Source organism: Cystobacter fuscus DSM 2262, from assembly GCF_000335475.2.
GTDB classification, from domain to species: Bacteria; Myxococcota; Myxococcia; order Myxococcales; family Myxococcaceae; genus Cystobacter; species Cystobacter fuscus.
In genome coordinates this window covers 392,098-409,716 of record NZ_ANAH02000006.1, presented here as the reverse complement: position 1 = coordinate 409,716, position 17,619 = coordinate 392,098, and the positions used below count along the sequence as shown (strand labels likewise).

Annotated in this window: 18 protein-coding genes; 11 read left to right on the top strand and 7 right to left on the bottom strand. The window is 69.2% G+C overall.

The genetic code is table 11. From position 1 onward, the window contains the following. Nucleotides 1–2: 2 nt before the first annotated feature. Nucleotides 3–470, bottom strand: coding sequence for a protein TolR (tolR, locus tag D187_RS12075; RefSeq protein ID WP_002631873.1), 468 nt, complete (start codon nt 468–470; stop codon nt 3–5). A gap of 15 nt (nt 471–485) precedes the next feature. Beyond that, the gene (locus D187_RS12070) at nt 486–1,193 is read right to left on the bottom strand and encodes a MotA/TolQ/ExbB proton channel family protein (RefSeq protein ID WP_043429510.1); all 708 of its coding nucleotides are present in this window, start codon (nt 1,191–1,193) and stop codon (nt 486–488) included. Nucleotides 1,194–1,368: 175 nt separating this feature from the next. On the opposite strand from D187_RS12070, the gene D187_RS12065 reads away from it, so the two are divergent. Both D187_RS12065 and murI read left to right on the top strand, forming a co-directional pair. Continuing rightward, complete coding sequence (locus tag D187_RS12065; RefSeq protein ID WP_002631875.1) at nt 1,369–2,445, top strand: hypothetical protein; 1,077 nt, start codon at nt 1,369–1,371, stop codon at nt 2,443–2,445. Between the two features lie 104 nt (nt 2,446–2,549). After that, on the top strand, nt 2,550–3,368 hold the full coding sequence (murI, locus tag D187_RS12060; protein ID WP_002631876.1) for a glutamate racemase: 819 nt from the start codon (nt 2,550–2,552) through the stop codon (nt 3,366–3,368). A gap of 27 nt (nt 3,369–3,395) precedes the next feature. On the opposite strand, the gene carF is transcribed toward murI, so the two are convergent. After that, nucleotides 3,396–4,250, bottom strand: coding sequence for a plasmanylethanolamine desaturase (carF, locus tag D187_RS12055; protein WP_002631877.1), 855 nt, complete (start codon nt 4,248–4,250; stop codon nt 3,396–3,398). Between the two features lie 211 nt (nt 4,251–4,461). Between carF and D187_RS12050 the strand changes: the two genes are divergently transcribed. From D187_RS12050 to D187_RS12020, 7 genes are read left to right on the top strand one after another with little or no spacing between them, the layout of a single operon-like run. Next, the gene (locus D187_RS12050; RefSeq protein ID WP_002631878.1) at nt 4,462–5,007 is read left to right on the top strand and encodes a RomY N-terminal domain-containing regulatory protein; all 546 of its coding nucleotides are present in this window, start codon (nt 4,462–4,464) and stop codon (nt 5,005–5,007) included. A gap of 54 nt (nt 5,008–5,061) precedes the next feature. After that, on the top strand, nt 5,062–5,757 hold the full coding sequence (gene ftsE / locus D187_RS12045; protein WP_002631879.1) for a cell division ATP-binding protein FtsE: 696 nt from the start codon (nt 5,062–5,064) through the stop codon (nt 5,755–5,757). Continuing rightward, the gene (locus tag D187_RS12040; protein WP_002631880.1) at nt 5,754–6,656 is read left to right on the top strand and encodes a cell division protein FtsX; all 903 of its coding nucleotides are present in this window, start codon (nt 5,754–5,756) and stop codon (nt 6,654–6,656) included. The genes ftsE and D187_RS12040 overlap by 4 nt, the downstream gene beginning before the upstream one ends. Then, a complete protein-coding gene (locus D187_RS12035; RefSeq protein WP_002631881.1) occupies nt 6,653–7,768 on the top strand; it encodes a murein hydrolase activator EnvC family protein in 1,116 nt (371 codons plus the stop codon). The genes D187_RS12040 and D187_RS12035 overlap by 4 nt, the downstream gene beginning before the upstream one ends. Nucleotides 7,769–7,782: 14 nt before the next feature. Continuing rightward, on the top strand, nt 7,783–8,856 hold the full coding sequence (locus tag D187_RS12030; protein WP_002631882.1) for an oxidoreductase: 1,074 nt from the start codon (nt 7,783–7,785) through the stop codon (nt 8,854–8,856). 34 nt (nt 8,857–8,890) lie between these two features. Next, entirely contained in the window at nt 8,891–9,751 is an 861-nt protein-coding gene (locus tag D187_RS12025) for an alpha/beta fold hydrolase (protein WP_002631883.1), read from the top strand. Between the two features lie 38 nt (nt 9,752–9,789). Next, the gene (locus tag D187_RS12020) at nt 9,790–11,133 is read left to right on the top strand and encodes a S41 family peptidase (protein WP_043429504.1); all 1,344 of its coding nucleotides are present in this window, start codon (nt 9,790–9,792) and stop codon (nt 11,131–11,133) included. Nucleotides 11,134–11,142: 9 nt separating this feature from the next. Here D187_RS12020 and D187_RS12015 read toward each other — a convergent pair whose 3' ends face one another. Then, nucleotides 11,143–11,928, bottom strand: a complete 786-nt coding sequence (locus tag D187_RS12015) for a glutaminyl-peptide cyclotransferase (protein WP_043429349.1) — start codon at nt 11,926–11,928, stop codon at nt 11,143–11,145. Between the two features lie 53 nt (nt 11,929–11,981). On the opposite strand from D187_RS12015, the gene D187_RS12010 reads away from it, so the two are divergent. Next, the gene (locus D187_RS12010; RefSeq protein WP_002631886.1) at nt 11,982–12,755 is read left to right on the top strand and encodes a class I SAM-dependent methyltransferase; all 774 of its coding nucleotides are present in this window, start codon (nt 11,982–11,984) and stop codon (nt 12,753–12,755) included. Between the two features lie 93 nt (nt 12,756–12,848). Here the strand turns inward: D187_RS12010 and thrS are convergent, their stop codons facing one another. The 3 genes from thrS to D187_RS11995 all read right to left on the bottom strand — a co-directional run bounded on the left by thrS (nt 12,849) and on the right by D187_RS11995 (nt 16,333). After that, a complete protein-coding gene (thrS, locus tag D187_RS12005; protein WP_002631887.1) occupies nt 12,849–14,054 on the bottom strand; it encodes a threonine--tRNA ligase in 1,206 nt (401 codons plus the stop codon). Nucleotides 14,055–14,273: 219 nt separating this feature from the next. Next, complete coding sequence (locus D187_RS12000; RefSeq protein ID WP_002631888.1) at nt 14,274–14,813, bottom strand: ankyrin repeat domain-containing protein; 540 nt, start codon at nt 14,811–14,813, stop codon at nt 14,274–14,276. Between the two features lie 47 nt (nt 14,814–14,860). Next, nucleotides 14,861–16,333: a catalase gene (locus D187_RS11995; protein ID WP_002631889.1), complete on the bottom strand. Its 1,473-nt coding sequence runs from the start codon at nt 16,331–16,333 to the stop codon at nt 14,861–14,863. A gap of 129 nt (nt 16,334–16,462) precedes the next feature. Between D187_RS11995 and D187_RS11990 the strand changes: the two genes are divergently transcribed. After that, nucleotides 16,463–17,389, top strand: coding sequence for a LysR substrate-binding domain-containing protein (locus D187_RS11990; protein WP_002631890.1), 927 nt, complete (start codon nt 16,463–16,465; stop codon nt 17,387–17,389). The last annotated feature ends 230 nt before the right edge of the window (nt 17,390–17,619 follow it).

Below are 17,619 nucleotides of genomic sequence, written 5' to 3'. Positions count from 1 at the left end.
GGCTAGCGTCGCGCCTCCTTCTTTCCCTTACTGGAGGCCGAGGCCCGGCCACCCGCGGAGGGATCGGTGATCATCCCCACGTTGGTGATGCCCGCGCGCTGCGCGGCGGCCATGACGTCCACCACCACGCCGTAGGGCACGTCCCGGTCCGCGTGGAGGTAGAGCTCCTTGTCCGCCTGGGCCTTGGCGTTGGTGGCGAGCTTCTTCTCCAGCTCGGCCATGAGCACCTCGGCCTCGCCGAGGTACACGCGGCGCTGCGCGTCGATGGACAGCACGAGCTTCTTGTCGGAGGCCTCCACCGCGGCGGCGCGCGCCTCGGGCAGGTTCACCTTGACGCCCTGCTGGATGAGGGGCGCGGTCACCATGAAGATGATGAGCAGCACCAGCATCACGTCCACCATGGGCGTGACGTTGATCTCGCTCATGGTGACGCGGCCACTTCCCTTGTTGGAGTTGGAGCCCATGCCCATGGTGTGCCGTGCTCCCTAGCGGAAGAAGTGCCGCTTGACGATGTTGAGGAAGTCCGCGGAGAAGTTGGCCATCTCCGTGTCGAACACCTTGATGCGGCTGATGAACGAGTTGTAGGCGACCACCGCGGGGATGGCGGCGAAGAGGCCCGCGGCGGTGGCGAACAGCGCGTTGCCCACGGGGGCGGCCACCGTGGCGAGCGTGGCGTTGCCCTGCTCGGCGATGGAGTTGAAGGCGTTGAGGATGCCGATGACCGTGCCGAACAGGCCCACGAAGGGCGCGGCCGAGCCCACCGTGCCCAGGAAGGACACGCGCGCCTCCAGGTCCGTGAGCTGATTGGTCGAGGCCCGGTTGAGCGCCCGCTCCACGTTCTCGATGCCGCCGAGCCGCTCGGCCATGGCGCCGCTGGCGCCCTCCTTCGCCTGGGCGAGCTTGGTCAGCTCCTCGTACCCGGCGCAGAACACCTTGGACAGCGGCGAGCCCTCGAGCTTCTGCGCGTCCTGGTAGATGGTCTCCAGGCGGGAGGCCTTCCAGAAGGTGTCGAGGAAGGCGAGGGACTGGCTCCGGGCGCGCGCGAGCTGGGTGGCCTTGAGGGCGATGAGCGCCCAGGAGGCCACGGAGACGACCATGAGCAGGCCCAGGACACCCAGCTCCAGGAAGGACGCATCCTGGAGGATCTGCACGTAGTTCATGGCGCCGAGCGCCAGGGGGAAGCGGGGCATCAACATGGGGTGCAGGCCGTAACACCTGGGTCCGGGTGGGTCAAACAAAGCCCGGGGGGACTGGGGTTGGTTGGTTGCTGCGGCGAACGGAATGAATAATTCCCGGGATGGGGCGTCCAGGGAGAAGTGTGGCGGGCTGTACGCCCGCTCGCCCCCTTCCCCACCCGAGAGCGCTTCCATGAACGCCAGAATCCTGCTCGCATTCCTCTGTCTGACCATGGCCGGTTCGGGCTGCATCATCGTCGACAGAGATGATGACGGCCCCTGCTGCTACACGCCGTCGGACCCGCCGCCGCGGCCCACGCCGACCTATCCCGGGGACGTGATGTTCCTCTGGACGTTCGGCAACATCGGGGAGGGCCGCTGCGCGGACGTGCCCGAGGTGAAGAGCATCCGCATCTCCATCCCCGGTGAGACGCTCCACAATGGCGGTGTGTACGCCTGCAACACCGGGGGGTCGGATGGCATCGTGCTGCACGACTTCCTGCCCCGGACCTACAGCTACACGCTGGAGGCGCGGGGCTACGACAACAAGGTGCTCTACCGGGCCAGCGGCGACTTCACGGTGAACGGCGACATCCGCGTGAACGTCAACCTCACCCCCCAGGGCGGTGGCAGCTCCTTCGCCTACGTCTCCTGGTCCTTCGAGGGCAATACCAACAACTCCAACCCCACCTGCGCCCAGGCGGGGGTGACCCACGTGGACGTGCGCATCGACAATGGCGAGTGGACGCGCCTGCAATGTGAGGAGGGCAGCGGTGGCAAGCAGATCTCCTCGCCCTTCCTGGCGCCCGGCACTCACTCCATCGAGTTCGTGGGCATGAAGGTCACCAGCACGGGGGCGACGCCCTACTACTACCGCAGCGGGACGCTGACGACGCAGGCGGGCAGTCCCATCTCGGTGTCCTACACCCTCTGGGCGGTGGGTGGCATGTCGCTGCGCTGGGAGTTGCTCGACGGCTCCATACAGAAGACGTGTGAGCAGGCGGGGGTCACCGGGGTGCGCATCAACATGCGAGATCGGGTGACGGGCAAGCTCGTCTACGGGGAGGAGGGCGATGCGAAGGCCTGCACGGGCGCACCCATCCTCTACAAGTACCTGAGGCCCGGGCAGTACGACGTGATCATCAAGGGCATGAGCGGCTCACAGGTGAGCTACTCCAACCTGAACAACCCGCCCACGCTGACGGTGACGGCCTTCGTCCAGAAGACGGAAGCGGACTCCTACACCGTCAACCTCCAGCGCCACTACTAGTCCACCGCGACGCGGAGTGGGGAAGGGCCGGGGCCACTGCCTCGGCCCTTCTGCTTTGCGGGGGCCGCCATGGGTTGGCATCAAACGTGATAGGAGCCCCCGTCATGCGGCCAGACAGCCACAGTCCCATCGGTGTCTTCGATTCAGGTGTGGGAGGGCTCACCGTCCTCAAGTCCCTGATGTCCCAGCTTCCCGGCGAGAGCACCCTGTACCTGGGTGACACGGCCCGGGTGCCGTATGGCACCAAGTCCGGGGAGGTGGTGACGCGCTACTCGCTGAAGAACGCGGAGTTCCTCCTGGAGCGCGGCATCAAGGTGCTGGTGGTGGCGTGCAACACGGCCTCGGCGGTGGCGCTGCCCGCGCTGTCGGCGGCGCTGCCGGTCCCGGTGGTGGGGGTGATCGCTCCCGGGGCGAGGGCGGCGCTGCGGCGCACCCGGGGGGGACAGGTGGGCGTCATCGGCACGCCGGGCACCATCCGCTCCGGGGCCTACCAGCGCGAATTGGAGGCGGCGGCCGGACCGGCGGGCGTGCGGGTGAAGGCCCGGGCGTGTCCTCTGTTCGTTCCCCTGGCCGAGGAGGGCTGGCTCTCCGGAGAAGTGCCGCGGCTGGTGGCGCGCGAGTACCTGGGGGAGTTCGTGCGCGGCGGGGTGGACACGCTGGTGCTGGGCTGCACGCACTATCCGTTGATCAAGGACATCATCGCGGAGGTGGTCGGCCCCGAGGTGGCGCTGGTGGACTCGGCCGAGGCCACCGTCGAGGTGGTGGCGGGGCTGCTGGAGGAGCGCGGGCTGCTGGCTCCGGCGGGACGTGCCCCCTCCCACCACTTCTTCGTCACCGACGTGCCCGAGCGCTTCGTGGAGGTGGGGGAGCGCTTCCTCGGGCGGCGCATCCCCTCGGCGGAGCAGGTGGACCTGACCTTCTGAGGGGCCGGGCCACCGCGCGGCGGTGTGTCAGGACGGCCGCACCGGGGACACGGCAGCGGGCTCCTCGGCGAGCGCACTGCCCTCGAGCAGCTCCTGGGCGGCCTTCACCACGGGGGGCGTGTCGGCGGCCTGGGTCTCGAAGAGCTCCAGGGCCGCTTCGGCGCCGATGTCGTCCTTGCGGGGAATCAGGCCCGTGGTCCAGGTGATGACGCGCTCCATCATCGGGAAGAAACCGATGAGCGCGAGCGGCTTGTTCATCCATCCCACGGTGATGCAGTAGTACTTGTCGTAGGGCGCCGTGTGGTGGATGCGGTGGTGGTCCGGCGGCAGGACGAGGTGGACGCGCTGCAGCAAGCCGATGAGCGCGGGCGGCGTGTCCGTGTGGGACCACTTGTGGAACTGGTTGGTCGCCATCACCCAGAAGATCATCGCCCCGAGGAAGCTGGAGAGGAACACCCAGGTGGCGCTGGTGTGGGGCAGCAGCAGGGCGAGCAGCGCCACGGGCAGCGACACGAGGCAGTTGTTGCCGTTGGTCTCCACGAAGTCGTGCCGGGTGATGGCCTTCTCGTCCACGTGGTGCTCACGGAAGGGCCGGATGAAGGCCTTGCCGAGCACGGGCATGTCGGTGGAGCCCCAGGTGTCCCCCATCCAGTGGACGAGGCCGGAGACGAAGTCCGCGGCCAGGTAGCCCAGCAGCACGGCGCTCAGCACCATCCAGGGGCCCACCAGGGGGTTGCCCCACAGCCGCCAGACGAGCGCCGACTCCAGGGCCACGAAGGCGACGATGCTGAACACCTCCATGGCGCGGATCGCTGGAGAGTAGCCTTGGGCCAGGACGGTGGCGTCCTGCTGGCGCAGTTGGTTCTTGAGCTCGTTCTTCATCGTCGTTTCCCTCGCGCCGGGAAACGCCGGCGCTGCCTTCCCCCCTGGGGGATACGGACTTTAATCCCATGTGGAGGCGAAGCGGCGTCTGATGGTGAACGAACCGGCCGTCTGCTCCGCTCTCGGGCTGGCCGGCAGGCGGACGTCGCACACAATCCGACGCGTTTCTTGTTTCGCCCGGGTCGCACTGCTACGGTCCGCTCACTCGGGCATGGCGAAAACCTTCGAAAAAGCCGTCACCGGCTTCAACCACAACATCAAGTACAAGGGTCGCGTCTACCACGTCCAGACCGAGGACTCGGGCGTCAACAATCCCCACATCATCACGCACCTGTTCGTGGGCGGGAACATCCTCGCGTCGAAGAAGACGTCCTACGCGGACATCCTCAACGCGGAGAGCCTCGCCGAGGTCGTGCGCGAGTTGATGGAGGAGCAGCACAAGGAGATGCTGCGCAACCTCATCAACGGGGTGTACGACGGCTACGAGACGGGCGTGCGGCACTACCAGCCCGGGCAGCTCGGCTCCGCCGAGGACGCGCCCCACGCGCGGCCGCCCTCGGGCCCCAAGGCGCCTCCTCCCGCGGCGCCCCCCGCCTCCCACCTCCCCCCGGAGATCGCCGCCGCGCGCGCCCTGCAGGTGCAGCCGAAGATCAACGAGGTGGGCGTGGAGACGCTGTTCGGCGAGGATCTCATCTCCGAGAAGAGCCTGGACGAGGTCATCCTCAGCTACCTGGCGGGCGAGGACAACAACCAGTAGCTCGCCTGTCCCGTGGCACATGCGGCGCGAGCGGGGCCATAATCGCCCCCGCCGATGATCCAGATGTTCCACGTGTACAAGGCCTATCCGGGCGATCCGCCGGTCCTCTCGGACATCAACCTGCATGTGCAGAAGGGCGAGTTCGTCTTTCTCACGGGCCCCTCGGGCGCGGGCAAGACGACGCTCATGAAGCTCATCTTCTGCGCGGAGAAGGCCACCAAGGGGCAGATCCTCGTGGGCGGGCGCAACATCGCGCGCATCCGCGAGTCGGCCGTGCCCTACCTGCGGCGCAACATCGGCGTGGTGTTCCAGGACTTCAAGCTCCTGCCGCACCGCACCGTGGAGGACAACGTCGCCTTCACCCTGGACGTGCTGGGTGTGCCCCGCGCCGAGGCGCGCGAGCGCGTGCACCGCATGCTCAAGCTCGTGGGCCTGCAGCACAAGGCGGGCTCCATGCCCCTCAAGCTCTCCGGGGGTGAGCAGCAGCGCGTCGTCATCGCCCGCGCGCTCGTCAACGATCCCACCATCCTTCTGGCCGACGAGCCCACGGGCAACCTGGACCCGGCGCTCACCGTGGAGATCATGGATCTGCTCATGGACGTGAACGTGCGCGGCACCACGGTGATGGTGGCCACCCACGACACCGGCCTCATCACCCGCTACCAGAAGCGCACCCTGCGCCTGGAGGGGGGCTTCATCGTGTCGGACGAGGACGGAGTGAAGGCCGCCCGGCGGGTGGCGGCGGGATGAGCGTGCTGGCCAAGACGGCCTACTTCTGGCGCTCGGCGGCGTCGGGGCTGCGCCATGCGCCCTTCGTCCACTTCATCGCCGTGACCACCATCGCCATCGCCCTGTTCTCCGCGGGGCTCGCCCAGGCCATGGGCCGCGGGGTGGACGCGCTCCTGGCCTCGCTGGGCGGTGAGGTGCAGGTGACGGTGTACCTCTCTCCCGGACTCGACGAGGAGGGCGCCGCGGTGCTGCGCGAGCGCATGGAAGCGGCCAGCGGCGGACGCGCCTCGCTCGTGCCTCCCCAGGCCGCGCTGGAGCGTCTGGCGCTGGAACTGGGCGACCTGGGCGAGGCACTCGCGCAACTGCCCGAGAATCCGCTGCCTCCCTCGCTGGAGCTGCAGGTGCCCGCCGAGCGGCGCACGCCCGGCGCGCTCAAGCAACTGGCCAAGGAACTGCGCGCCCTGCCCGGCGTCACCGGCGTGGACTATGGCGAGGAGGCCGTGGAGCGGCTGTCGGCTATTTCCCGCGCCCTGCGCTATGGCGGCTGGGTGGCGTTCGCGGTGGTGCTGCTGGCCACGGTGGTCATCGTGTCCGCGACGCTGCAACTGGCCATCTACTCGCGGCGGGGGGAGATTGAAATCCAGAAGCTGGTGGGTGCCACGGATCGCTTCGTGAAGATGCCCTTCCTCATCGAGGGCTTCCTCCAGGGACTGCTGGGGGCCGGGGTGGCGCTCGCGGGGCTCGCGCTGTTCGAGCGGCTGGTGGGGCCGGGGATGAACTCGCTCCTGTCCTTCCTGGTGGGCCCGGGTGGCGCGGTGCCCCTGCTGGAGCCGGTCCTGGCGCTGGAGATGGTGGCGGTGGGGTGCGCGCTGGGCCTCGGGGGCAGCTTCATCGCGGTGGGGCGCTTCCTCCGGGTATGAACCGGCTCCTGCTGCTCCTCCTGCTGTCGTGGGCGCCCGCGGCCTTCTCCCAGGACGAGGCGGCGGAGCGCGAGTCCGTGCGCGAGAAGCTGACCACGCAGCGCGCGGCGCTCGCGCTCATCGAGTCGCGCAAGGTGTCCGCGCTGGAGGTGCTGGAGATGGTGGAGCAGCGCGCCGCCACCAGCGCCCAGCGGGTGAAGGTGCTGGAGCGAGACCTCGCCGTCTTCCGCAAGCGGCTGGCCGTGGCCGAGCACGAGGACGAGGTGACGCGGGAGATGCTGCGCGAGCAGTTGCGCCGGCTGTCGCCCCGGCTGTGGAGCATGTACCGGCTCATGCGCCGCCGGCCGCTGGAGGTGCTGCTCAGCGCCCGGGACTTCTCCGCCATGGTGTGGCGCTCGCGCGCGCTGCGGGCGACGCTGGAGGAGGACCTGCGGCAGCTGCGCACGGTGCAGCGCGTGGCGCGGCTGCGGCAGCGGGTCGCGGCCGAGCTGCGAAGGTTGCAGGGCTCGCTGGACGTGCGGCTGGCGTTCCTGCGCGAGCAGGCGCGCATGGCCCGGGCGCAGCAGGAGGCGCTGGAGGAATTGGTGGGCACCATCAAGGGCGAGGCGGAGCTGGCGCGGCGCATGGTGCGCGAGCTGGAGCAGGCGGACGCGGACCTCGGCCGGGTGCTCCAGGAGATGAACGAGGGGCCCGCCACCTCCGGCTTCGGGGCGCTCAAGGGCAAGCTGCCCCGTCCCGCTCCCGGCATCATCGAGGTGGGGTTTGGCCGCGTGGTCAACCCGCGCTTCAACACCGTCACCGTGCAGAAGGGCGTGGACATCCGCGCGCCCGCGGGCACTCCCGTGAAGGCCGTGGCCGAAGGGACCGTGGCGTACGCGGGCTGGCTGCGCGGCTATGGCAACCTGCTCATCCTCGATCATGGCGGGGGCTACCACACGCTGGTGGCCCACCTGTCCTCCGTGACTCCAGGCGTGGGCGCACACGTGGCCGCGGGTGACACGGTGGGCGAGGTGGGCGAGACGGGCTCGCTCAAGGGCGCCTACCTCTATTTCGAAATCCGCCGTTCCGGTCAGGCCGTGGATCCCTCGCCCTGGCTGGCGGCCGCTCCTTGAACCCTGGACACTCCATGACCTCTTCCTCCTCTCGCACTCCCCTGAGAACGGGCCTCATCGGCTACGGACTCGCCGGCACCGTCTTCCACGCGCCCCTGCTCGCCGCCGAGCCCGCGTTCACCCTGGCGGCCGTCGCCACCCGACGCGCCGCGGAGGTGGCGCGCGACTGGCCCGGCGCGCGCGTGCTCTCCCCGGACGCGCTCGTGGAGGACCCCTCCCTCGACGTCGTCATCATCGCCTCGCCCAACGACACGCACGCGCCGCTGGCCGAGCGCGCGCTCCGGGCGGGCAAGCACGTGGTCGTCGACAAGCCCTTCACCCTGGACGCGGCCGAGGCCTCGCGGTTGGATGCCCTGGCGCGCGAGCGCGGACGGTGTCTGACCGTCTTCCATACCCGGCGCTGGGATGGCGATTTCCTCACCCTGCGCCAGTTGCTCGCTCAGGGCCGCCTCGGCAGGTTGTTCAGCTTCGAGAGCCACTACGATCGCTTCCGGCCCCAGGTGAAGGCGCGCTGGAAGGAGGACGCCGTGCCCGGGGGCGGCACCTTGTGGGATCTCGCCCCCCACCTCATCGATCAGGTCGTGCAGCTCTTCGGGATGCCCGAGTCCGTCAGCGCCGATGTCGGCCAGCAGCGCGAGGGCGCTCGGACCACGGACTGGTTCCACCTGCTGCTGCGCTATGGCGAGCTGCGCGTCATCCTGCACTCCGGCTCCGTGGTGCATGAGCCCTGGCCCCGCTTCGTCCTCCAGGGCGAGCGCGACGCCTGGGTGAAGTACGGGCTCGACCCGCAGGAGGAGCAGCTCAAGGCGGGGCTCCGGCCCGGCCAGGCGGGCTGGGGCCAGGAGCCCGCCGCGCGCCATGGCCGCTTGAGCCAGGGGGGCGAGGTGCCTACACTGCCGGGCCAGTACGAGTCGTTCTACCGGTGCTTCGCCCAGGCCATCGCAGGAGAGGGCCCGGTCCCCGTCACCGCCGAGAGCGCCGGCCAGGTCATCCGCATCATCCAGGCCGCCGAGCGCAGCGCCTCCGAGGGCCGGCGTATTCCCCTGGAGCGCTCGCCCGGCTCCGAGGGGGGCGGCGTACGGGGCTGATGCGGTGCGGCAGGGGCGGAGTTAGAGTCTCGTCGTGGACCTCATCTCTGGACTCCAGGAAGTCTCGCGGCGCCTGCTGGTGGCGCGCGGGGTGCGCTCGGAAGAAGTGGTGGTGGGCGGACAGCGCCTCCATCACTTCACGTTGAAGGGCAGCGGCAAGGGTCCGCCCATCGTGCTGGTGCATGGGCTGGGCGGGGCGGCCAGCGGCTTCGGGCGCGTCCTCTTGCCGCTGGCCAAGCGCTTCGAGCGGGTGTTCGCGGTGGACCTGCCCGGGCATGGCTTCTCCCCGGAATATTGCCTCGGGCCGATGTGCGTCCGGGGCCAGTTCGAGATGCTGGTGCGCTACTGCCGCGAGGTGGTGGGCGCCCCGGCCTTCGTGGTGGGCAACTCCCTGGGCGGAGCCATGTCGGTGCAACTGGCGGCCGAGCACCCGGAGCTGGTTCGCGCCCTGGCCCTGGTGGCCTCGGCGGGAGCGGACGTGGGACACGAGCTCATCCGCGAGGTGTTGGAGTCCATGGACGTGCGCACGGCCGAGCAGGCGCGCGCGCTCACCCAGCGCCTGTTCCACCGGCCTCCCTGGGCCATGATGTTCTTCGCCAATGCCCTCCGGGGGATGTATGGCACCCCCGCCGTGCGGGCCCTGAGCGCGGACGTGATCGCCACGGGCGAGTACCTCAAGCCCGCGCAGCTCCAGGGACTCGCCATGCCCGTGCTGTTCATCTGGGGGGCGAACGAGAAGCTCCTGCCCCGCGAGAGCCTCGACTTCTTCCGCACCCACCTGCCGCCCCACTCGAGCGTGCGGGTGGTGGACGGCTTCGGTCACCTGCCGCACGTCGAGCGGCCAAGCGAGCTGGTGTCGGAGTTGCTCCAGTTCGCCGACTCCGCCGGGCTGTAGTCGGACCGGGAGGCGGCCGGATGGTAGAGTCCGCCTCCATGCGCTCCTTGCACTCCTGGCGCGCGGCACTCGCCGCCGGCCTGTGGCTCCTGGCTCCCATGTTCCCGGCCCAGGCGCGCGAGCCCTCCGCGAACACCCTGTCCTACGAGCAGCTCGAGGTGTTCGCCCGGGTGTTGTCCTACGTGGAGAACAACTACGTGGACCCCGTGGACGAGCGCCAGCTCATGCAGGGCGCCATCCAGGGCATGTTGGGGACGTTGGATCCCCACACCGTCTTCATGCCGCCCGAGGTCTTCAAGGAGATGAAGATCGACACCTCGGGCGAGTACGGCGGGGTGGGCCTCGAGCTGGCTCCCGCGGGGGATGGCTTCCGGGTGTCCGCCTCCATCGAGGACACGCCGGCGTCCCGGGCGGGCATCCGCGTGGGGGACGAGCTGGTCGCCATCGACGGCGAGCGCACGCGGGGCTTGAGTCACGCGGAGCTGATGCAGCGCATGCGCGGTCCCGCGGGCAAGCGCGTGCTGCTCACCATCATGCGCGAGGGCTTCAGCGCGCCGCGAGAGCTGGCCCTCATCCGCGACCATGTCCGCATCATCTCGGTGGAGGGCGCCCTGTACGGGGGCATCGCCCACGTGAAGGTGAAGAGCTTCCAGGACCGCACGGCGTTCTACCTGCGCAAGGAGCTGGATCGGCTGCGCGCGCAGAATGGGGACAAGCCGCTGCGGGGCGTGGTGTTGGACCTGCGCAACAACCCGGGCGGCCTGCTGGAGCAGGCGGTGGCCGTGAGCGACCTGTGGCTGCCGGGCAACCTCACCATCGTGAGCACGCGCGGGCGCAACCCGAGCCAGACGACCGAGGAGCGCAGCAAGGACCGGGACACGGAGCCCGACTATCCCCTGGTGGTGCTGGTGAACGCGGGGAGCGCCTCGGCGTCGGAGATCGTCGCGGGCGCGCTCCAGGACCATGGTCGCGCCACCATCCTGGGCACCCAGACGTTCGGAAAGGGGAGCGTCCAGACCGTCATCGAGCTGGAGGACGGCTCCGGGTTGAAGCTGACCGTGGCGCGCTACTACACGCCCAAGGGGCGGAGCATCCAGGAGAAGGGCATCACGCCGGACTACCAGGTGGCGGAGTCGACGGGCGAACGCGCGGCGAAGGACGAGACGCGGGAGAAGGATCTGGAGCGGCACTTCAAGGCCGAGCCCGGGGCGGCGGCCGAGGACGCTCCCGTGGTGAATGCCAAACGTTTCACCGAGGAACCGCGGGCCTGGGACGTGACGTCGAAGCTGACGGACCATCAGCTCCAGGTGGCGTTGAACTACCTCAATGGCCTGGTTCGGGGCACTCGCCCTCCGATGAAGGCCAGCTCCGCGACTCCGTGAGCCCTGGGGTTACCGGGCCACGACGCGGATCTGGAACAGCTTCGGCCAGAACTTCCCGGTGACGAACAGCCGATCCCCGGCCGCGTCATAGGCAATCCCATTGAGCACGTCCTCGTCTCCCGTGCGCTCCGCGCGTGGCAGCAGCCCCGCGAGATTGATCCAGCCCTTCACCCGTCCCGTGGCCGGATCGATGCGCGCGATGAGGTCCGTCATCCACACGTTCGCGTAGACCTCGCCGCGGACGTACTCCAGCTCGTTGAGCTGGGAGATCTCCCGGCCAGCATCCTGCACCTTGACGGTACGCCGGACCGCGAACGTGTCGGGGTCCAGGAAGCGCAGGGTGCTGCTGCCATCGCTCATGATGAGCGACTCCCCGTCCTCGGTGAGTCCCCATCCCTCGGTGGGGTAGGTGAAGTGGCCCACCCGCTCGAGCGTCGCGGCGTCGTAGATGAAGCCCTCCTGGGAGCGCCAGGTGAGCTGGTACAGCCGGTTGCCTCGAATTGCGATCCCCTCGCCGAAGTACTGTCGCTCGAGCCGGGACTGGCGCAGCACCACGCCCGTTTCGAGCTCCACTTCCCGCAGACTCGAGCGGCCCTGGAGGCCCGTTCCCTCGTACAGCTTGCCCTGCCGGAAGACGAGTCCCTGGGTGAACGCGAAGGGATCATGGGGCCAGCTTCGAACGATCTCGAATCCCTCCACCGGCGCGTTCGCGGGAGGCGATGGGGAGTGCACTTCACTCCGGCAGGAGACCGCCGCGAGGAGCACGAGGGCACAGAGGGACAATCGGTGCGTCATGGAAGGCAAAATACCGCGAGGCCCGCTCCCGGCGCGCCTAAGCTCCGCGCCCCATGCGATTCCTTCTCGCCGCTGCCTGCCTGTCCCTCGTGGGTTGTTCCCATACACCCGCCACCCCCTCGGCCCCCGCTTCCGAGGACGTGATCTCTCCCGCCGGAGCCATCGTCGCCGCCGCGGACCGGCCCGAGTCCGATCGCGCCCTCGATACGGGCCGTCATCCCGCCGCCCTGCTCGAGTTCGTGGGCGTCCGGCCCGGCATGAAGGTCGCCGAGCTGATGGCGGGGGGCGGTTACACGACCGAGCTGCTCGCGCGCGCCGTGGGTCCTCGCGGGGTCGTCTATGGCGAGAACCCCCGGTTCGTCCTCGAGCGCTTCGCGGAGAAGCCCTGGAGCGAGCGGCTCGCCCGCCCGGTCAACCAGAACGTGGTGCGGGTGGATCGCGAGCTGGACGATCCCCTTCCGCCCGAGGTGACCGACCTGGACGCGGTGGTGAGCAACATCATCTATCACGACACCGTATGGTTCGGCACCGACCGGGCGAAGATGAACGCGGCCGTCTTCCGCGCGCTCAAGCCCGGAGGGGTCTACGTCATCCTCGACTCGAGCGCGATGCCCGGCACGGGTGTGCGCGACGCCCAGACGCTGCACCGCATCGACGAGCAGACCGTGCGTGACGAGGTGCTCGCGGCGGGCTTCCAGTTCCTGCAGGACAGCGACGTCTGGCGCAACCCCCAGGACACCCGTGACTGGGACTCCAGCCCGGGCGCCGCCGGAGCGCGCCGCGGCACCAGCGACCGCTTCGCCCTGAAGTTCATCAAGCCGCGGTGAGCTTCCGGGCTCCGTTGTGGCGGCAGTCCTCGACGTGAGACCCCGTGCCAGGGCGTGGGCCTGGCACGGGGTCCTTCGTTCCGCCCTTCGTGGTCACACCGAGGGCGAGGGGCGGCACTCGGCGACGAGCTCCGCCAGTGCTTCCTCCCAGGGCAGGTCACGCTGCTCGCCATCCCGTCGCCGCAGCCGGACCATGTTCTTCTCCACCTCGCGAGCGCCCGCCACGACGAGCCAGGGCACTCCGGCCTGATGTGCGTCGACGATCTTCCGCGAGAGCGACTCGGCCCGTGCATCCGCGTGCGCCCGGCAGCCCGCCTCGCGCAGCTTCGCGGCGAAGCGCTCGGCGTAGCCCGCGGCTCCTTCCCCGATCGAGGCCACCACCACCTGCTCCGGTGAGAGCCACGCGGGCAGCGCGCCCCCGTGGTGTTCCAGGAGGATGGCGATGAAGCGCTCCAGACTCCCGAGCATCGCGCGATGCAACATCATCGGCCGGCGCTTCTGCCCCGAGGCATCCACGTAGTGCAGATCGAAGCGCTCCGGGAGCACGAGATCGAGCTGGATCGTCCCGCATTGCCAGTCGCGACCGGGCCGGTCCTTGAGCACGAACTCCAGCTTGGGCCCGTAGAACGCGCCCTGTCCCGGCTGCATGCGGCAGTTCAGCCCCGCCTGCCGGGCCGCCTCGAGCAACAGGGACTCGGCCATGTCCCAGACCTCATCGCTGCCGGCCCGCTGGGCCGGACGGCTGGAGAAGGCCACCTCCACGTCCTCGAAGCCGAAGTCGGCATAGAAGGCACGCAGCGAGCGGCAGAAGCGCAGGACCTCGTCCCTCATCTGCTCCTCGGCACAGAAGATGTGCCCGTCGTCCTGCGTGAACTGGCGCAGGCGGAACAACCCGTGGAGCGAACCACTGGGCTCGCTGCGGTGCACGAGTCCGAACTCGCCCAGCCGCAAGGGCAGGTCGCGGTAGCTGGGCCCCATGCGCTGCACGAGCTGGATGTGACCGGGGCAGCTCACCGGCTTGAGCGCCAGGTGCCGCCCGCCCTCCTCGGCGAGCTGGAACATGTTCTCGCGGAAGTTCTCCCAGTGGCCGCTGCGCTCCCAGATGGGCTGGGCGAGCAGTTGAGGCGTCCTCACTTCGTCGTAGCCCTCGAGTCGCATCTGCCCGCGGACGCGCTCCTCGATGAGCCGGTAGAGCAGGTGGCCGCGGGGGTGCCAGAACACCATGCCGGGGGCCTCCTCCTGCAGGTGGAAGAGGTCCAGGCGCTGGCCCAGGGAACGGTGATCATGAACGTCGAGCATGGGTGACTCCGAATCGGAATGAAGAGGTGTTTCCGGTCGGAGCACTGAGCGCTTGCACGGACGCCCCGGCCGGAAGACGGCGGGGCAAGAGACCGTGCGTTCGTCAGCTCACGACACGCACGAGTCCGCTCCCGCCGAGGGAAGTGGCGGTAGTCGTGGTCGTGGTGGTGGGGCGAACGAAGCTCACGCTCCACAAGGTGCGTGGAGCGGAAAAAATTGTCAAGCCGGGGTCTGCTGCGACGCCGCGAGCCGCTCGGCGGCGCGCTGGGCACCCATGGCTCGGGCGTAGTCGAGCGCCGTGCGCTTCTCGGCATCCCGGCGCTCGGGGACCGCGCCGCGGGAGATCAACTCCTCCATCATCTCCACGCGGTCGAACATCGCCGCGAACATGAGCGCCGTCTTGCCATCCGGGCCGGCGCCGTCGACCTGGGTGCCATGGTCGAGCAGCAGCCGAGCCATGGTGATGTCGCCCTTGAAGGCGCAGCCGGCCAAGGGGGTCTGCCCCCGGTCATTGGTGCGCTCGGGGTCGGCCTTGTGCTCGAGCAGCACCCGGGTGGCGTCCACGTGGCCGTGGTAGCTCGCGAGCATCAGCAGCGTGTCGCCGCGCTCGTTGCGCAGGTTGACGGGCAGCCCCGCGTCGAGAATCGCGCCGAGCGCCGCGGCGTCTCCACTGCGCGCGTACTGGAACGCCATGCGCGCCACCTCCAACACTTCCGCGTCGATTGCTGCGGACTGCGACTCCCGGGTCCCGGTCTTCATGGCTGTCTCTCTCATGTCGTTGGAGTTGGAGGTGGAAGGGTGACGGTCTAACGCGACTGACGCAGCTTGTGGACGGCCGCGGCCACGCGCGCGCCGTACTGTTCATCCGCTTGACGGAAGTGGGAGATGGCCCGAGTGATGATGTCCTCGCGGCTCACCTGCGCGAGGCTGCCCGCGATGTTCGCCACGAGACGCTCGCGCGCCGGCTCGTCCATCAGCCGGTACAGGTCGCCCGCCTGCACGTAGTCGTTGTCCTCGGCGTGCCGCGGGTTGACGTAGGTGCCCGTGGTGCCGCTCACGGAGAAGCCCAGGCCCGAGGCCTCGTTGGACTGCGCGGGGCCGTTGAAGCTGTTCGGCTCGTAGTTCTTCGCGCGTCCGCCGTTGCCATCGAAGCGCATGCCGCCGTCACGGCCGTAGTTGCGCGCGCCGCCCTTCACGCCCTTGGGCGAGTTCACCGGCAACTGGGTGTGGTTGATACCGAGCCGGTAGCGGGCCGCGTCCCCGTAGGCGAACAGGCGCGCCTGGAGCATGCGGTCCGGCGAGGGGCCGATGCCCGGAACGAAGTGCGCGGGATCCAGCGCCGCCTGCTCCACCTCGGCGAAGAAGTTGTCCGGCGTGCGGTTGAGCTCCATGCGGCCCAGCTCGATGAGCGGGTAGTCCTTCTGGGACCAGACCTTGGTGAGATCGAACGGGTTGAAGCGGTAGGTGGCCGCCTCGGCCTCGGGCATCACCTGGACCTTGAGCGTCCAGGACGGGAACTCGCCGCGCTCGATGGCCGCGTACAGGTCGCTCTGGTGGTGCTGCGGATCCTTCCCACCGATGGCCTCGGCCTCCTGGGTGGAGAGGGTGCGGATGCCCTGGTTGGTCTTGAAGTGGAACTTCACGAAGAAGCGCTCGTCGTTCGCGTTCACCCACTGGAAGGTGTGCGAGCCGAACCCGTCCATGTGCCGCAAGGACGCGGGGATGCCCCGGTCACCGAAGAGCCAGGTGAACTGGTGCGTGGCCTCGGGCGAGTGGGAGAAGAAGTCCCAGACGTTGTCGGGCTCCTGGCGGTTGCTGTACGGGTCGTACTTCTGCGAGTGGATGAAGTCCGGGAACTTGATGCCGTCGCGCAGGAAGAAGATGGGGGTGTTGTTGCCCACCAGGTCCCAGTTGCCGTCCTCGGTGTAGAAGCGCACGGCGAAGCCCCGGGGGTCGCGCGCGGTGTCGGGCGCGCCCTTGGAGCCAGCCACCGTGGAGAAGCGCAGGAAGACCTCGGTGCTCTTGCCCTGCTCGCTGAAGAGCTTCATGCGCGTGTAGCGCGCGATGTTGGGGTTGGTCACCACGAAGGTGCCGTAGGCGCCCGAGCCCACCGCGTGCACGACGCGCTCGGGGATGCGCTCGCGGTTGAAGCGGGCGAGCTTCTCGAGCAGGTGGTGATCCTGCAACAGCACCGGACCCGCGGCCCCGGCGGTCTGCGAGTGCTGGTTGTCGGCGACGGGGGCTCCGGACTCCGTGGTCAGCTGGGGACGGGTGCTCATGGACGTCTCTCCTGGGGTAGGCGGGAAGTCCGCCGTGGATGTCCCTGAAGGTAGAGAGTTCGCCCTGAACGGGCCAAGACATCGTTCCGATGGACTTGATAGCCTGTTCCTATCAAGCTTCCCGGTGCCATGGCCTCCCTGAACGACCTGACCCTGCGGCAGTTGGAATATGTCGTCGCCGTCGCCGACGTGCTCGGCTTCCGCAAGGCGGCCGAGCGCTGTCATGTCTCGCAACCCGCCCTGAGCGCGCAGATCCAGCAGTTGGAGGACGTGCTCGGGGTGAAGATCTTCGAGCGCGACAAGCGCCGCGTCCTGTTGACCCAGGCGGGTGAGGAGCTGGTGTCCCGGGCCCGCCGCGTCCTCACCGAGGCGGGGGACATCCTCTCGGCCGCCTCGCGGCTGTCGGATCCCTTCGCGGGCCCGTTGCAATTGGGCGTCATCCCCACCGTGGCGCCCTACGTGCTGCCCGAGGTGATTCCGGCGGTGACGAAGCAGTACCCCCAGATGCGGCTGCGGCTGCGCGAGGAGAAGACGGAGCTGCTCGTGCGCGGGCTGGAGGAGGGACGGCTGGACGCGGCCCTGGTGGCGCTGGATCCGGAGCTGGGGGACGTGGAGCAGACCGTCATCGCGGAGGATGCCTTTGTCGTGGCGCTGCCTCCGGGTCATCCGCTGGCGAAGAAGAAGCAGGTGCAGCTGCGCGACCTGGACGCGGAGAACGTGCTGCTGCTGGAGGATGGGCACTGCTTTCGCAGCCAGGCGCTCGCGCTGTGCACCCGCGTGGGCGCGCGCGAGGTGGACTTCCGCGCGACGAGCCTCACCACGCTGGCGCAGATGGTGATGTCGGGCGAGGGGAGCATCACGCTGCTGCCGGCGATCTCCGTGCCCCTGGAGAACCGGTTTGGCCAGCTCGAGGTGCGGCCCCTGGCGCCGTCTCCGAGCCGCATCCTTGCCCTCGTGTGGCGGCCGGGCTTTCCCCGGGCCGGGGCGCTCCGGGCGCTCGCGGACACGATGCGCGCGGCGTGGCCCGGAAACCGGGGGGCGGTGAAGCGGAGCTGAGACACGTTTGCGCTCCCGTCACCTCTGGACAAACGGCCTCCGTTTCCGACACTGACGTTGACTCCGGGACGGTCAGCATTCTCAAGTAGGCTCTGGAGGGCGGGCGGACATGGCAGGTGAAGCACCTCGCGCCTTCTCGAGAATGTCAGGATCGCAAGGAGCGGCAGTGCGGCTGAGCGTGGGATTTTGTGTCGTTGTCGGGCTGCTGAGCGGATGTGTCACGGGGGGAC

Coding starts and splice junctions, on each gene's coding strand:
- tolR (WP_002631873.1), bottom strand. CDS start 470: ATGGGCATGGGCTCCAACTCCAACAAGGGAAGTGGCCGCGTCACCATG.
- D187_RS12065 (WP_002631875.1), top strand. CDS start 1,369: ATGAACGCCAGAATCCTGCTCGCATTCCTCTGTCTGACCATGGCCGGT.
- murI (WP_002631876.1), top strand. CDS start 2,550: ATGCGGCCAGACAGCCACAGTCCCATCGGTGTCTTCGATTCAGGTGTG.
- carF (WP_002631877.1), bottom strand. CDS start 4,250: ATGAAGAACGAGCTCAAGAACCAACTGCGCCAGCAGGACGCCACCGTC.
- D187_RS12050 (WP_002631878.1), top strand. CDS start 4,462: ATGGCGAAAACCTTCGAAAAAGCCGTCACCGGCTTCAACCACAACATC.
- ftsE (WP_002631879.1), top strand. CDS start 5,062: ATGATCCAGATGTTCCACGTGTACAAGGCCTATCCGGGCGATCCGCCG.
- D187_RS12040 (WP_002631880.1), top strand. CDS start 5,754: ATGAGCGTGCTGGCCAAGACGGCCTACTTCTGGCGCTCGGCGGCGTCG.
- D187_RS12035 (WP_002631881.1), top strand. CDS start 6,653: ATGAACCGGCTCCTGCTGCTCCTCCTGCTGTCGTGGGCGCCCGCGGCC.
- D187_RS12030 (WP_002631882.1), top strand. CDS start 7,783: ATGACCTCTTCCTCCTCTCGCACTCCCCTGAGAACGGGCCTCATCGGC.
- D187_RS12020 (WP_043429504.1), top strand. CDS start 9,790: ATGCGCTCCTTGCACTCCTGGCGCGCGGCACTCGCCGCCGGCCTGTGG.
- D187_RS12015 (WP_043429349.1), bottom strand. CDS start 11,928: ATGACGCACCGATTGTCCCTCTGTGCCCTCGTGCTCCTCGCGGCGGTC.
- D187_RS12010 (WP_002631886.1), top strand. CDS start 11,982: ATGCGATTCCTTCTCGCCGCTGCCTGCCTGTCCCTCGTGGGTTGTTCC.
- thrS (WP_002631887.1), bottom strand. CDS start 14,054: ATGCTCGACGTTCATGATCACCGTTCCCTGGGCCAGCGCCTGGACCTC.
- D187_RS12000 (WP_002631888.1), bottom strand. CDS start 14,813: ATGAAGACCGGGACCCGGGAGTCGCAGTCCGCAGCAATCGACGCGGAA.
- D187_RS11995 (WP_002631889.1), bottom strand. CDS start 16,333: ATGAGCACCCGTCCCCAGCTGACCACGGAGTCCGGAGCCCCCGTCGCC.
- D187_RS11990 (WP_002631890.1), top strand. CDS start 16,463: ATGGCCTCCCTGAACGACCTGACCCTGCGGCAGTTGGAATATGTCGTC.